This is a genomic window from Aestuariimicrobium kwangyangense DSM 21549 (assembly GCF_000421525.1).
Classification (GTDB): Bacteria; Actinomycetota; Actinomycetes; order Propionibacteriales; family Propionibacteriaceae; genus Aestuariimicrobium; species Aestuariimicrobium kwangyangense.
Genome location: NZ_ATXE01000001.1, coordinates 1 through 13,548, shown reverse-complemented (window position 1 = coordinate 13,548; position 13,548 = coordinate 1). Strand labels below are relative to the sequence as shown.

Sequence of the window (13,548 nt, the reverse complement as noted above, 5' to 3'; positions counted from 1 at the left end):
GTCCGGGGGGTGGGGGGGTTTCGGGTGGGCACGATGTGGTTCCTCATCTGAGCGCCTGGATGACCTGGGCGGCGATCGGGCCGGCGAGTCGTCCACCGGCGATGTCGGAGCGTTCGATACCAGCCTCCTCGATGAAGACGGCGACGGCCACCTTCGGGTCTTCGGAGAATGCCACGAACCAGGCGTAGGGGGGCCGAGCGGGATCGGACTGGGCAGTGCCGGTCTTGCCCCCGATCACCAGACCGGAGACCTGGGCCCGGGTACCCGTGCCGCCCTCGACGACGCGCACCATCATCTGCTGCATCATCTGGGCGGTCTCGGGCTTCATCACCTGTCCGATGGCGGTGGGATGGTGGGAGCTGACCAGTTGCAGGTTGGGTGCGCGCACGTCCGAGACGAGGTAGGGCTCCATCAGCTTGCCGTCGTTGGCGATGGCCGAGGCGACCATCGCCATCTGCAGCGGGCTGGCCGCGACGTCGTACTGCCCGATGGCCGACAACGCCAGTTGCGCCCGGTCGGTCTTGTCGGGGAACCGCGAGGTGGCCCACGGCACGTCGGTGGTGACCTCGGTGTTGAAGCCGAACTTCTCGGCTTGGTCGCGCAGCGCCTGGTCGCCGGTGTCGAGCCCCAGCTGGGCGAAGGCGGTGTTGCACGAGTTCATCAAGGCCTGCTCGAGCGAGACGGTCGCGTTGCCGCAGTCGATCTCATTGGTCAGCACCGTCGACGACTGCGGCAGCGCGAGGGCCCGCCTGGACGCGATCTTCGAGCTCGGGGTGAGGTTGAGCCGTTCGATCGCGGCGCTGGCCGTGACCAGCTTGAAGACCGACCCGGGCGGGTAGATCTCCTTGCTGGCGCGGTTCTTGAGGGGCCCGTCGGGATCCTTCACCAGGGAGTCCCAGCTCGTCTTGGCGCGGCTCAGGTCGTTGGTGGCCAACAGGTTCGGGTCGTAGCTGGGCAGCGACACGTTGGCCAGCACGGCCCCGGTCTCGTAGTCGAGGGCGACCACTGCCCCCTTGCGCCCGGCCAGCCCGTCGAACGCGGCCTGCTGGGCCCTGGGGTCGATCGTGCTGGTGATCGAAGCACCCTTGGGCTGGCGACCAGACAGGGTTGCGATCAACCGGTCGATGGCCTGGGAGTCGTCCGTTCCGGCGAGTTGCCTGGTGTAGTTCAGCTCCAGCCCCGAGGAACCGAAGTCGTAGGAGTACCAGCCCGTCACCGAGGCGTAGAGCTCCGGCTGCGTGTAGCTGCGCTGGTACCTGAATCGACCGTTGGTGGCCTTCGACTGCGCCAGGGGAGTGTTGCCGATCAGGATGGCGCCACGGTCACGGGCGAACTCGGCATCGCGGACGCGACGGTTGCGCACGTCACCGTTGAGGTCGGGGTAGCGCACCACGGCCGCATAGGTCAGATTGGCCAGCAGGGCGAAGATCATCACGGCGGCGAGCACCGCCACCTTGCGGATGGGACCGTTCATGCCGTCACCCCACCGGCGGGCACGGGCTTGGCGGTGATGACGTGGGTCTCGTCCAGCCTGAGATCGGTCGCGGTGGGTTCGTCCAGCCTGGCCGTGGCGACCATGGGCCTGCGCGCGTGATGGCTGATCACCAGCATCACCCCGATGATCGTCCAGTTGGCGATCATGGACGAGCCGCCCTGGCTCATGAAGGGTGTGGTGAGACCGGTGAGCGGCAGCAGCCGGGTCACCCCACCGATGATGGCGAAGACCTGCAGGGCAAACGTGAACGACAGTCCGCAGGCGAGCAGCTTCAGGTACGGGTCGTGGCTGGCCAGCGCCATCCGCAAACCGCGGGCGACGATGTAGGCGTACAGCATCACGACGGCAACCAGACCGAACAGCCCCACCTCCTCGCCGATCGCCGCGGAGATGAAATCGGACTTGGCGAGCGGGGTGAGCCCGGGTCGACCCAGACCCCAGCCTCGTCCGGTCAGACCTCCCCAGGCCATGCCGAACTGTCCGGAGATGACCTGCAGGTTCTGGTCGTAGTTCTCGAAGGGGTGCAACCAGGAACTGACCCGCACCCGTACGTGGCGGGTGAACAGGTAGGCACCCCAGCCGCCGACCGCCATCAACGCTGCGCCGACGATGGGCCAGCCCGGGCGCTCCGTGGCCACGTAGAGCATGATCACGAACAGCCCGAAGAACAGCAGCGCCGTGCCCAGGTCGTTCTGGAAGACCAGCACCAGCATGCAGGCGACCCACATCAGGGCGATCGGCCCCAGGTCACGCAGGCGTGGGAACTGGATCGGTCCGAGCCGGAAGCCGCTGAGCGCGAGCACTTCGCGCTTGTCGACCAGGTAGGCGGCGAAGGCGAAGGCGAGCAGGATCTTCGCGACCTCGGAGGGCTGGAAACTCATCGGGCCGATCCGGATCCAGATGTTCGCCCCCAGTGTGCTGACCCCCAGCCCGGGCACCAACGGCAGCAACAGCAGGCCGACTCCGGCGATGAAGAGCAGGTAGGGGAAGCGCTGCAACCGGCGTGGGTCGCGCACGAAGAGCGCCACCGCCGCGAACAGCAGCATGCCGAGCCCCGTCCACACGAATTGCATGACGGCGTCGTCGCGGGGTGGCGAGGGGATCAGGTCGATCCGGTGGATCATCGCCAGTCCCAGACCGTTGAGGGCGATGACGCACGGCAGGATCAGGGGGTCGGCGTACGGCAGGCGCCAGCGGACGACCAGGTGGCAGGCCACCGCCATGCCGATCCACAGGGCGCTCACCCGCATCCAGCTCGTGGGGGCGTGACCGTGCAGGTTGATCTCGGTCAGCAGCCAGCCGCCGAGACCGAGGGTGCAGGCGAGCAGCACCATCGCCAGTTCGACGTTGCGGCGCTTGCGGTAGACGACCGTCTGCCCGACGGCTGGGAGGGAGGCCGCGCTCATCAGCACTCCCCGTTCGTGATGCTCCCCGACGAAGCGGCCGTTGCCGCGGGGGTGGACGAGCCCGGAACCGGGCCGGGGGCCGACGCTGAGGGCGACCCTGACGGGGTCGCCGAGGGGGAGGGGTCGGACGACGTGGTCGCGCTGGCGGTGGAGCTGGGTGTCGCGGTCGGCGTGGAACTGGGTGTCGCGGTCGGTGTGGAACTGGGTGTCGCGCTGGCCGAGGGGTCTGCGGGGGCACATGTGCCCGCCACCCGACGCAGTTCGGCGAGGGCGTTCTCGGCCTCGGCCGCACTGTGCAGGCTGAAGCTGGCCCGCACGCGCTCCCGGTGGTAGCGGGGCAGCTCGGCGGTGACGATGTCGGTTGACTCGCTGAGGTGGCTGAGCGTCAGCACCGGAACCCGCACCCCTTGGTAGACCGCGACGGTTCCGGAGTTGTCGGCGATGTAGTACTGGGCCTGGCTCCAGCGGTAACCGCCGAATCCGAGCCCCGCCAGCACGACCAGGCCCAGCAGCGTGATCGCGATGCCCCGCCACGGCCGTGGCCGGTCGAGGGTGGGTGAGTAACGCGCGACCTCGGTCTCGTCCAGTACAACACCGGCGGCCGAGGCACCCCCCGACGACGAGGGCGGGGACGGTGCGAGTGGGGTGAGGGACGAGCCGTCGTCAGGGGAGGCTTCCGCCCCTGCGCCGTCCGCGGGCGCTGCCACCGGCGACCCCGTCGCCGCACCGGGGACGAGGGACGCCCCCAGTTCGTCCGCGGCCCCCAGCACCAGGGGCGGCCGGACGTCGATGAGGTCGTCCTGGGGCACGACTCGGGCCATCGAGATGGTGATGTTGTCCGCCCCACCGCCGTCATGGGCGGCCCTGACCAGCACCTCCATGGCGGCGTCGAGGTCGTCCATGGCCAACGCGTGCGCGATCACGGCGTCGGTGGTGAACCCACACAGGCCGTCGGAGCAGAACAGCACCACGTCGCCCTCGTGCACCTCGAAGGTGAAGGTGTCGGGTTCGTGGTTGGGGTGGCCGTTGAGCACCTTCAGCACCAGCGAGCGGTGGGGGTGCACGAGGGCCTCGTCCTCGGTGATCTTGCCCTCGTCGACCAGCGACTGCACCCACGAGTGGTCATGGGTGAGGCGGCTCAGGGTGCCGTCGCGGAAGAGGTAGCCGCGGGAGTCCCCGATGTGCACCACGCCGAGCTGGGTGCCGGAGAAGAAGGCGCCGCAGAAGGTGGTCCCCATGCCGTCGAGGGTGTGGTCGGAGGCCACCAGTTCGGTGATCAGCTCGTTGGCCCGGCGCATCGCACCGCGCAGGCGGGGCACCAGTTCGTCATCGGTGTGCGCTCCGTCGGCCAGCACGACCTGGTGGATGGCGACCGCCGAGGCCAGGTCACCGGCCGCGGCACCTCCCATGCCGTCGGCGATCACGAGCGCGGTGGGGGAGGCGTAGCCCGAGTCCTGGTTGTTCTTGCGCACCAGTCCCACCTCGGAGTGGGCGCGGAAGTCGAGGGAGTACATCAGCCCTCCACCCTCATCTGGGTGCGGCCGATGCGGATGATGTCACCGATGGCGACGGCGCGGGGTTGGGTGATGAGCTGGGTGTTGAGGGCTGTGCCGTTGGTCGAGGACAGGTCCTCGAGCCACCAGGTGCCGTGGTCGTCCTGCAGCAACTGGGCGTGCCGGGTCGAGGCGTAGTCGTCATCGAGGTTCAGGGCGGAGTCGGCGGCTCGTCCGAGCCCGACCACACCGAACAGGGGGATGCTGAGCCCTTCCTGGCGCCCCTCGATCACGGTCAATCGCGACGGCACTTTGGCCCCGCGGCGGCGCTTGCGGCGGCCGGCGGCGGGGGCCACCATGATGTCGGACGAGGTCGACGTCACCACCCTGCGTCCGAACATGTCGGCCCTGATCACGTGCGCGGCGAACACGATGAAGCCCCACATGACCACCAGGAAGGCCACCTTGAGGGCGGCGACGGCGAGTTCGCTCAAGGACGCTCCCCGGTCAGGACCCGACGGGCGCGTGCACCAGCATGCGAGTGGTGCCGATCTCGAGGCGGGTGCCGTCGGTGATCTGTGCCTGTCGGCACTTCTGGCCGTTGACCGTGATGCCGTTGGTGGAGCCGAGGTCCTCGATCGAGATGTCGGGGCCCGAGACGTGGATCATGGCGTGCTTGCGGCTGATGCCGGGGTCGTTGATCCGCAGGTCGGCCTCCGACCCTCTCCCGATCAGCAGACCCGGGGCCATCAGGGGGTGGCGCACCCCGTTCACCTCGAGCACCAATCTGGGGGTGGCCCCGAAGACATGGGTGTGGTCGTCGTCGGCATCAAGGGCAGCCTGGCCGCGTTCCACGCCGGCCGAGGCCTGGCTCTCGACGGTGAACCGCCCCGTCGGAAGGGTCTCGTCGAGTTCGTACTCGATCACGATGGGCCCGTTGAAGACATAACGACGCTCACCCGCGTGCTCGCGCAGTTCGGGGATGATCTCGGCGTTCAGCGTCTTGGAGTAGGGGGCGAGCCGGTCGTGGTCCCGCGACGAGAGGCCGACCACGAAGTGGTTGGGCACCAGCCGCTTCTCCCGACTGAGCACCGTGGCGCGGGCATCCAACTCCCGCTGCAGACGAGCGGCGATCTCGACGGGTTCGACGTCACCCTTGAAGGCACGCGCAAAGACGCCGTTCACGGCGCCTTCGATCTTCTGTTCGATCTTGTCCAGCAGACCCATGCGTGCTCCCTTCAGTGAGGTCCCAGTGTGGCCCAACTCCTCGATCTTACGCAGCACCGGCGCCACGGTGGGGTTGCGACTCGGCTGTCCGGGCCCTGACCCCGGCCCTGCGGTGGCCCGGAACCCGACTCAGGCCAGAGGCAGTTCGCGCCGAATTGGCTGGTCGTCGGTGGTGTTGACCAGGAATTGTGCGGCCCGGGTCAGGTACTCGCGCATCGCCGCGTCGTACTCCGGTGCGAGGTCGAGCTGGTCGACAGCGCCCAGCATGTGCACCAACCATCGCTCGGCGGCAGCCTGGGTCACCCGGAACTGGGCGTGCCGGATGCGCAACCGGGGATGGCCGCGCTGCTCGTGGTAGTCGGACGGGCCACCCCAGTACTGCTCCAGGAACATCCGCAGCCTGTCCTCGGCGGGTCCGAGGTCCTCCTCGGGGTACATCGGCCGGAGCAACTCGTCGCCGGCAACGCCCTGGTAGAAGAGGTGCACCAGCCGCTGGAAGGTCTCACGTCCACCCATCGCCTCGTAGGGGGTGGGGGCGCCGCCGGAAGTCTCGTTCTGTGCAGCCGTCATGCCTCGATTGTCGCGGCCGACCCGCGCACGGCCAAACCCGTTCACCCCGGGCCGATGTCCAGAATTGGCCCCGGAACGGCGTTCGGCGCCGAATCGGCTGCCCGGCCCGAGGCTGGTGTCAATTCTGGACGAGTACGCTCACAGCCCAGAGGCGTCGTCCCACCCGGGCGACCTCCCAGGGACGAGGCGAGAGGGGGCGGCGTGCACTGGTTCGACGTGTCGATGCAGGTGATCGACCTGTTGGGAGTGCTGGCCAACGCCATCCTCGGCGGCATGGCCGCCCGTGCTGCTCGCCTCGACCCGGTCGGGTTCGCCATCGTGGCGGTCATGTCTGGTCTGGGCGGGGGCATGATCCGCGACGTGTTGCTCGGCCAGGGAACCGTGGTCGCGCTCACCAATCCCGCCTATCTGGGCATGGCCCTGGTGGGTTCGGCGCTCGCCTTCCTGGTGAACTTCCAGGCGAAGCTGCCCCGCCGCACGCTGGTGCTGCTCGACGCCTTGGCGGTGGGCTGTTGGGCAGCCGTCGGCGCGACCAAGGGTCTGGCCACGGGACTGTCCTGGCTGGCCGCGGTGATGTTGGGTGTGGTCACCGTGATCGGTGGCGGCATCGTCCGCGACCTGCTGCTGGTGAAACGGCCCGTGGTGCTGGGGGGCAACACCCTCTACGCGACCAGCGCCTTCTTCGCGGCGCTGGTCACCGTGATCGGGGCCAAGCTGGGTGAGCCACAATGGGGGGTGGCCGGCTCGTTGGGGGTCGGTGCCGGCGTCTCGTTGCTGGCCCGCCGGTTCGGGTGGAAGCTCCCGACCGAGCTGCGGATGAGTGGGCTGCCGGCCGTTCGCAGGTGGCGAGGCGGACGAGAGCCCGACTGATCCGTGGGGCCGGTCAGGGGGCCTGGGCCGGTGCGATCTCGTCGACGGCGCGCAGGCCGTTCAGCATGCGGGGATAGCCGATCCACGGGACCAACTGGCTCAGGGTGTCGATCAACACCGCGCGCCCGTTGCCCAGCCTCACGTTGCCGGCCACATGACTGGCCACCTGCGGGTCACACCCGCCCTGGGCGACCAACAACACGAAGGTGAGCAATTCCCGGGTCTGCAGGTCGATGCCGCCGCGGGTGTAGTGGTCGCCGAAGCAGTTCTCGGTCAGCCACCGCTGCAGGTGGACCTCGTCTGCTGGGGCGTCGTCATGCAGCGAGCGAAGGCGCTCCCCGATGATCGCGAACTGCGCGTCCCAGCCCTTCTCGAACCGGGTTTGGAGGGTGGTCGTCGACTGGGGTGGCAGCGGCAGCTGGACGCCCCGTCGGAGCAGTTCGGCGTTGGTGAGTTGCAGGAACTCGACCACCTTGGCCATGCCCAGGTAGGCAACCGCCTGATAGAGCAGTTCCTTGGCCTCGACCGGGCTCACCCCGTCGTCGAGGGCTGCGGTCAGGGTGAGGGAGTACTGCCGGTGGGTTTGGCAGGCGACCAGCGCCGCAAGTCTGACGAGCCAGGTCAGGTGCGGGTCGAGGCTCCCATGGGCCGGCACCTCGTCGAAGGCGAACCTGGTGGAGTATTCGGCGAACTCGGGATCGGTCTCCAGGAAGTCCTCTTCGTGTATGGCTCGGTCAGCGTGGCGTGGGGCGGCGTCCATGGCACCATCACAGCACCGCAGATCCTGCGGAAACAGGCACTGCCCGGACCCCCTCGAACCGGGAATGGCGAGAGCCGCCCCGGGAGGACGATGCCCCACCGGAACGGCTCTGCACGGGTACCACTGGATGGTCGGGGTGACAGGATTTGAACCTGCGACCTCGTCGTCCCGAACGACGCGCGCTACCAAGCTGCGCCACACCCCGACTGGACCTCGCGGACGAGGACCGTCCGCCACTGTAGCCCACCCGGTGCCCGTGGCACCAACTGGATCGTCGTCCTGAACGCCCGGTCTCAGGCGGGCTGGCGCGCGGTCAGGGTCAGCAGCGTCGCCTCGGGTCGGCAGAAGGTGCGGTAGGGCGCGAACGGCGAGGTTCCCAGCCCGGCCGAGACGTGCAACCAGGCGCTGTGGCGCCCCGCGCTGTACCGGCTGAGGCCCTTGACCCGGTCGGTGTCGAGATCGCAGTTGGTGACCAGCGCACCAGTCGGCAGGCAGACCTGGCCCCCGTGGGTGTGCCCGGCCAGAACCAGTTGCACACCGTCGGCCACCATGGCGTCGAGCACCCTCCGGTACGGGGCGTGGGTCACGCCCATCGTGAGGGTCCCGTCCGACACCGCTCCAGCCACCTCTGCGTACTTGTCGCGTTCGAGGTGGGCGTCGTCGGTGCCGCGGAACCTGATGGGGCGTCCGGCCACCTCGAGGGTGGCCGCCCGGTTGCTGAGGTCGACCCACCCTCGTTCGGTCATCGCGGCGCGCAGGTCACGCCACGGAAGTTCGACCGGATCCGGGGCGGGGCGCAGCGCTGGCAGCCCGAGGTAGCGCAGCGGGTTCTTGAAACTCGGAGCCTGGTAGTCGTTGGAGCCGAAGACGAACACGCCCGGCACGTCGAGCAGGCCACCCCAAGCGCGCAGCAGCGGCGCGATCGCGGACGGCGACGCGATGTTGTCGCCGGTGTTGACGACCAGGTCGGGCTCCAACGAGGCCAGGCCCGACAGCCAGTCCAGCTTCGCCCGTTGGCTCGGCACCAGGTGGATGTCGGACAGATGAAGCACCCGTACGGAGGCCGCGCCGGGGGGCAGCACCGGTGCGCTGAACTCACGCAGGGTGAAGCGCCGGGTCTCGGCGTTGGCCCAGGCGAGCACTCCGGCCCCGGTCGCCAACCCGGACGCCGCCGCCACGGCAGCGGTCGTCGCCAACCGCATCAGGGCTTCTTCTTGCCCGGCTTGCTGGCCGTCGCCGTGGCCGTGGCAGTCGGCTTGCTGCTCGACGGAGGCTTCGACGCGCTACTGGACGACGTGGCCGTGGCAGTCGGCTTGGGCTGGGGTTTCGGCTGGGGCCGGGGGCCACTCGAGAGCACGAAGTAGACCGGCTGGCCCACCCGAGTCTTGCCGGTCGGGTAGGTGTCGATCCACGTGCCCACCGAGCGGTAGTCGTACTGGTAGCGCTCGACCGGGTTCAGGCCCACCTTGCGGACGGCGTCCTCGGCCTCCTGCAGGGTGAGACCGGTCAGGTCGGGGATCTGCACCTCCTTGCCGTTGAGCACCTCGTCGGTGGGTGCCACGAACTTCGTCTTGGGTTTGCCCTTCAGCGCCTCGGCCATGGCCACCTTGTAGATGCGGCCTGCGTCGCCCGAACCGGACCCCTCGAGGTAGGTACCGCTCGGCAGTCGGATGCCCTTCAACGAGCGTTTCCGGTTGGCCCAGTAACTCGTCCCCTTGTCGACCGAGATCATGGCGATACCAGCCATCTCAGGGGTGTAGCCGGCGAACCACACCGCCTCGTTCGACTCGGTCGTACCCGTCTTGCCCGCCTGGGGGTAATCGCCAGGGATCCGCGCCCGGTAGCCGGTCCCCGGGTACTCCATCACCTTCGAGAGCACGTAGTTGGTGCCGTCGGCGATCGAGGCCTCCATCACCTTCTGGCACTTCGCAGCGGGAACGCCCAACGACTTGCCCGCCTTGGTGGTGACGGACTTCAGGATGAGGGGGTTGCATCGCACCCCGCGGTTGGCGAAGGTGGCATACGCTTGGGCCATCGACATCGGAGTGACCTCGGCCGAACCGAGGATGAACGACAGGTTCGCCGACTGGGTGGTCATGGGCTCACCATTGGCCAGTTTGGCGCCGGCCCGATCGGCCATCTGGGTGACGGCACAGTTGCCGACCTGGGCGGCCAGCGGAACGAAGAAGGTGTTGACCGAGCCCTGCGCCGCCTGGACGAGTGTGAGCTGGCGGTTTCCGTAGCCGGAGACCGAGTTGCTCACTTTGTAGGGCTGGATCTGGCGGATCATGCCCTGGCAGCTCATGAAGGAGACGCCCGTCATGTCGACGGTGCTCTTGGCGAGCATCTTGGTGTTCGGGGTCATGCCCTTCTCGAGCGCAGCCGCGATGCCGAAGGCCTTGAACGTCGATCCGCCCTGGAAGCCGGAGGCGTCGCCCATCGACTTCTCGACGTTGTAGTTGAGGAAGGTCTCCCCTCGTCCGGTTCCCATCTTGGGCCGCGACTGCGCCATGGCCACGATCAGGCCGGAGCGGGGCTGCACGAGCACCGAGGTGGAGATGACCGGATCGGTGGGGGAGACGAGGTCGCTGATGGCGCTCTGGGCGGCGCGTTGGGTCTTCGGGTCGATCAGGGTCTGGATGGTGAGCCCGCCGCGCTTGAGGTTGCGGTCGCGCTCGTCGGCGGTCTTGCCCAAGGAGGGCATCGCGTCCGACAGCAGCACGCGACGCACGTAGTCACAGACGTGCGGGAAGGGTGAGCTGATGCAGCCGTTGGGTGCCGGCTGCACCTTGGCGGGCTCGAAGACGGACTTCTTCGCGGCATCTGCCTCCGCCTGGGTGACCACTCCGAGGTCGGCCATGCGCTGCAGCACGACGTTGCGGCGGTTCATCGCCGCCTGCGGGTAGAGACGGGGGTTGGTGGCGTTGGGGTTCTGGACGAGCCCGGCCAGCATGGCGGCCTGGGCCAACGTCAGCTTGTCGGCGGTGGTGTTGAAGAACCTTTTCGAGGCGGCCTGGACGCCGTAGGCGCCGTCGCCGTAGTAGGCGATGTTGAGGTACCGCTCGAGGATGATCTTCTTCGCGTTCGGGCCGAGGCTCTTCTCGAGGGCGATGGCGTAACGCAGCTCTCGCACCTTGCGGCTGACGGTCTGGGCCTGCGCCTCGCGCATGGCCTCCTCGTCGTTGTTGTTCTGAGCGTCCTGCACCAGCACCTGCTTGACGTATTGCTGGGTCAGGGTTGAACCGCCCTGAGTCGCCCCGCCGGTGGAGTTGCGGACGAACGCGCGCAGCGTCCCCTGCAGGTCGATGGCGCCGTGCTCGAAGAACCGGTGGTCCTCGATGGCGACCTGCGCCTCCTGCATGTAGGGGTGGATCTTCGACATCGCGACGTACTCGCGGTTCTGGTCGTAGAAGGTGGCGAGCACCTCACCATTGGCCATCAGCACCCGCGAGACCTCGGACTGCGGCGGGATGTCGAGTGCGGCGGGCAGGTCTTCGAGGCTGTTCGCCCCGGCCTTGGCCACCCCTCCGGCCATCGCGACGTACGGCACGGCCAGCCCGGCGGTCAGCAGACCACACAGCACGCTGACGGCCGCGAACATCGCCAGGGCATATGCCTTGCTCGCCTTGGTTGCACTCATGGCCCCAGAGTACGTGACCGTTCTGGCAATCCCGGAACCGCTGGGCCGGGCAGCGGCGGTCCAGAAATGGCCCAATCGGCGTGAGGACCCCTCGAAGCGGGACCGGACGGCCATCCGCGACCAATTCTGGACCACTAGTCTGGGCCCATGACGAAATGGGAGTACTTCACCGCCCCGATCCTGACCCACGTGTCGACGCAGATCCTCAACAACTTCGGCGCCGACGGCTGGGAACTCGTGCAGATCGTGCCGGGCCCGAACCCCGAGAGCCTGGTCGGCTACTTCAAGCGTCCGGTGCCGGAGAAGAAGTGAGCCCGGACGAGGGGGCTTCCGCTGGCACGATGCCCACCCGTTCGACGGGTGCGGCGTCGGTCAGTGCACGGCTCGACGAACTGGGCATCACGCTGCCGCCGGTCGCGAAGCCGTTGGCCGCCTACACCCCGGCCACCCGGGTCGGCTCCCAGGTGTGGACCTCGGGCCAGCTGTGTTCGGTCAACGGTGAGCTGGTCGCCGTCGGGAAGGTGGGTGCCGAGGTCTCCGCGGACGAGGCCACTCGCGCAGCCCGGATCTGCGCCCTGAACGCCCTTGCCGCCGCAGCCGAGGTGGCGGGCGGCGTCGACGCCATCACCCGCATCGTCAAGCTGGTGGTCCTCGTCGCCTCCGATCCCGGGTTCACCGGCCAACCCGCCGTCGCCAATGGCGCCTCCCAGCTGATGGGAGAGATCTTCGGTGAGGCCGGGGTGCACGTGCGCAGCGCCGTCGGGGTGTCGGTGCTGCCCCTTGACGCTGCGGTCGAACTCGAGCTGGTCGTCGAGACCAGCTGAATCGGTCCGGCGCAGCCGACGACCGGTCAGTTCGAGCGAGCCACCAGACGGGCGCGGTCGTGGATCACGACCGAGCGGCTGTTGACGGTCAGGATGCCGCGCTGCTCGAAGTCGGTGAGGGCCTTGTTGACGCTCTCGCGGCTGGCGCCGACCACCTGGGCGAGTTCGGCCTGGGTGAGGTCATGGGCGACGTCCCAGCCCATCGGGGTCTGCGTGCCGAACCGATCGCACAACGAGACCAGCAGCGAGGCCAGTCGTCCGGGCACATCGGAAAGGATGAACCGGGAGCTCTGGTTGTCGCTGCGTCGCAGCCGCGTGGCCATCTGCCGCAACAGCGCCCGGGCAACGTCGTGGCGTTCGTCGACCAGGTCTCGCATGGCGTGCCCCGAGATGCGCAGCACCCGGCACGCGGTCTGCGCGGTCGCGGTGGTGGAGCGTTGCCCCGCGTCGAAGACCGACAGTTCCCCGAACATCTCGCCGGGGCCCATCAGCCACAGCAATGACTCCCGCACCTGCACCGCCTGGGCACGCCGACGCAGTTCCTTGACCGTGACCTTGCCGCGCAGCGGGGGCAGCGGGGTGGGCTGGTGGCGGGCAGCGCGAGTGAGCTTCACCTTGCCCTCGAGCATGATGTAGACCTCGTCGGCGGGGTCACCGGCGACGAACAATGTCATTCCCTTGGCCAGCTCGATCACGGTGGCGTGCGCGAGCACGGCCTGACGTCCCTCCGGCGGCAATTCGGCCAGAAAGGGGACCGATGTCACGTCAATGTTCAAGGGATGCTCCTGGGGCTGAACTGTGAGAAATCAGTCTATCGACGGCCATTTCGCCGCAATCGGGGGGGTGCCAACTCCGACCATGGCCCCCGTCGGGGCCGACTACGCTGGGCGCGTGGTGACCAGAACCCCGGCCGAAGCCCCCGCTCCCGAGCTCGTCGAGCGGGCCCACCACATGCACCGACTGCTCGCCGAGTGCTACCCGCAGGCTCGCTGTGAACTCGACTTCGCCACCCCCCTGGAACTGCTGGTGGCCACCGTGCTGTCGGCCCAGTCGACCGATCGGCGGGTCCCCTCGATCACGCCCGTGCTGTTCGCCCGCCACCCCGACGCCCGCGCCTACGCGGAGGCCGATCCCGACGAGCTGGAGCGGATCATTCGCCCGACGGGTTTCTTCCGGGCCAAATCCCAGGCCCTGATCGGCATCGGACGAGCACTGGTCGACGGGTTCGACGGAGTCGTGCCGGGAACCCTCGAGGAACTGGTG

Annotated in this window: 14 protein-coding genes and 1 tRNA gene; 4 read left to right on the top strand and 11 right to left on the bottom strand. The window is 68.5% G+C overall.

Going from position 1 to position 13,548, the window contains the following annotated elements:
* Positions 1-43: 43 nt before the first annotated feature.
* The 6 genes from H507_RS0100075 to H507_RS13585 all read right to left on the bottom strand — a co-directional run bounded on the left by H507_RS0100075 (position 44) and on the right by H507_RS13585 (position 6,191).
* Complete coding sequence (locus H507_RS0100075) at positions 44-1,474, bottom strand: peptidoglycan D,D-transpeptidase FtsI family protein (protein WP_022908679.1); 1,431 nt, start codon at positions 1,472-1,474, stop codon at positions 44-46.
* Entirely contained in the window at positions 1,471-2,901 is a 1,431-nt protein-coding gene (locus H507_RS13590; protein WP_051139654.1) for an FtsW/RodA/SpoVE family cell cycle protein, read from the bottom strand. The genes H507_RS0100075 and H507_RS13590 overlap by 4 nt, the downstream gene beginning before the upstream one ends.
* Positions 2,901-4,415: a PP2C family protein-serine/threonine phosphatase gene (locus H507_RS0100065; RefSeq protein ID WP_022908677.1), complete on the bottom strand. Its 1,515-nt coding sequence runs from the start codon at positions 4,413-4,415 to the stop codon at positions 2,901-2,903. The genes H507_RS13590 and H507_RS0100065 overlap by 1 nt, the downstream gene beginning before the upstream one ends.
* The gene (locus H507_RS0100060) at positions 4,415-4,888 is read right to left on the bottom strand and encodes an FHA domain-containing protein FhaB/FipA (protein WP_022908676.1); all 474 of its coding nucleotides are present in this window, start codon (positions 4,886-4,888) and stop codon (positions 4,415-4,417) included. Before H507_RS0100060 ends, H507_RS0100065 begins: the two co-directional genes overlap by 1 nt.
* Positions 4,889-4,901: 13 nt before the next feature.
* Entirely contained in the window at positions 4,902-5,621 is a 720-nt protein-coding gene (locus H507_RS0100055; protein ID WP_022908675.1) for an FHA domain-containing protein, read from the bottom strand.
* A 129-nt stretch (positions 5,622-5,750) separates the two neighbouring features.
* Complete coding sequence (locus H507_RS13585; protein ID WP_022908674.1) at positions 5,751-6,191, bottom strand: globin; 441 nt, start codon at positions 6,189-6,191, stop codon at positions 5,751-5,753.
* Between the two features lie 201 nt (positions 6,192-6,392).
* On the opposite strand from H507_RS13585, the gene H507_RS0100045 reads away from it, so the two are divergent.
* Positions 6,393-7,061: a trimeric intracellular cation channel family protein gene (locus tag H507_RS0100045; protein WP_022908673.1), complete on the top strand. Its 669-nt coding sequence runs from the start codon at positions 6,393-6,395 to the stop codon at positions 7,059-7,061.
* A 13-nt stretch (positions 7,062-7,074) separates the two neighbouring features.
* On the opposite strand, the gene H507_RS0100040 is transcribed toward H507_RS0100045, so the two are convergent.
* From H507_RS0100040 to H507_RS13580, 4 genes are all read right to left on the bottom strand, one after another.
* Positions 7,075-7,821: a carboxymuconolactone decarboxylase family protein gene (locus tag H507_RS0100040; protein ID WP_022908672.1), complete on the bottom strand. Its 747-nt coding sequence runs from the start codon at positions 7,819-7,821 to the stop codon at positions 7,075-7,077.
* Between the two features lie 128 nt (positions 7,822-7,949).
* Positions 7,950-8,026, bottom strand: a tRNA-Pro gene (locus tag H507_RS0100035).
* Between the two features lie 88 nt (positions 8,027-8,114).
* On the bottom strand, positions 8,115-9,023 hold the full coding sequence (locus tag H507_RS0100030; protein ID WP_022908671.1) for a metallophosphoesterase: 909 nt from the start codon (positions 9,021-9,023) through the stop codon (positions 8,115-8,117).
* The gene (locus H507_RS13580) at positions 9,023-11,461 is read right to left on the bottom strand and encodes a transglycosylase domain-containing protein (RefSeq protein ID WP_022908670.1); all 2,439 of its coding nucleotides are present in this window, start codon (positions 11,459-11,461) and stop codon (positions 9,023-9,025) included. Before H507_RS13580 ends, H507_RS0100030 begins: the two co-directional genes overlap by 1 nt.
* Positions 11,462-11,608: 147 nt before the next feature.
* Between H507_RS13580 and sp36 the strand changes: the two genes are divergently transcribed.
* A complete protein-coding gene (gene sp36 / locus H507_RS17750; RefSeq protein WP_022908669.1) occupies positions 11,609-11,773 on the top strand; it encodes a Sp36 family protein in 165 nt (54 codons plus the stop codon).
* 29 nt (positions 11,774-11,802) lie between these two features.
* Positions 11,803-12,285: a RidA family protein gene (locus tag H507_RS0100015; RefSeq protein WP_022908668.1), complete on the top strand. Its 483-nt coding sequence runs from the start codon at positions 11,803-11,805 to the stop codon at positions 12,283-12,285.
* Positions 12,286-12,311: 26 nt separating this feature from the next.
* On the opposite strand, the gene H507_RS0100010 is transcribed toward H507_RS0100015, so the two are convergent.
* Positions 12,312-13,061, bottom strand: a complete 750-nt coding sequence (locus H507_RS0100010; RefSeq protein ID WP_026377536.1) for a Crp/Fnr family transcriptional regulator — start codon at positions 13,059-13,061, stop codon at positions 12,312-12,314.
* Between the two features lie 115 nt (positions 13,062-13,176).
* On the opposite strand from H507_RS0100010, the gene H507_RS13575 reads away from it, so the two are divergent.
* Positions 13,177-13,548: endonuclease III domain-containing protein (locus H507_RS13575; protein WP_425393298.1), on the top strand; the 372-nt coding region annotated here is incomplete at its 3' end.

Bases quoted from the DNA above. Each gene is read 5' to 3' on its own strand.
- H507_RS0100075 (WP_022908679.1), bottom strand. From the start codon at position 1,474: ATGAACGGTCCCATCCGCAAGGTGGCGGTGCTCGCCGCCGTGATGATC.
- H507_RS13590 (WP_051139654.1), bottom strand. From the start codon at position 2,901: ATGAGCGCGGCCTCCCTCCCAGCCGTCGGGCAGACGGTCGTCTACCGC.
- H507_RS0100065 (WP_022908677.1), bottom strand. From the start codon at position 4,415: ATGTACTCCCTCGACTTCCGCGCCCACTCCGAGGTGGGACTGGTGCGC.
- H507_RS0100055 (WP_022908675.1), bottom strand. From the start codon at position 5,621: ATGGGTCTGCTGGACAAGATCGAACAGAAGATCGAAGGCGCCGTGAAC.
- H507_RS13585 (WP_022908674.1), bottom strand. From the start codon at position 6,191: ATGACGGCTGCACAGAACGAGACTTCCGGCGGCGCCCCCACCCCCTAC.
- H507_RS0100040 (WP_022908672.1), bottom strand. From the start codon at position 7,821: ATGGACGCCGCCCCACGCCACGCTGACCGAGCCATACACGAAGAGGAC.
- H507_RS0100030 (WP_022908671.1), bottom strand. From the start codon at position 9,023: ATGCGGTTGGCGACGACCGCTGCCGTGGCGGCGGCGTCCGGGTTGGCG.
- H507_RS13580 (WP_022908670.1), bottom strand. From the start codon at position 11,461: ATGAGTGCAACCAAGGCGAGCAAGGCATATGCCCTGGCGATGTTCGCG.
- sp36 (WP_022908669.1), top strand. From the start codon at position 11,609: ATGACGAAATGGGAGTACTTCACCGCCCCGATCCTGACCCACGTGTCG.
- H507_RS0100015 (WP_022908668.1), top strand. From the start codon at position 11,803: ATGCCCACCCGTTCGACGGGTGCGGCGTCGGTCAGTGCACGGCTCGAC.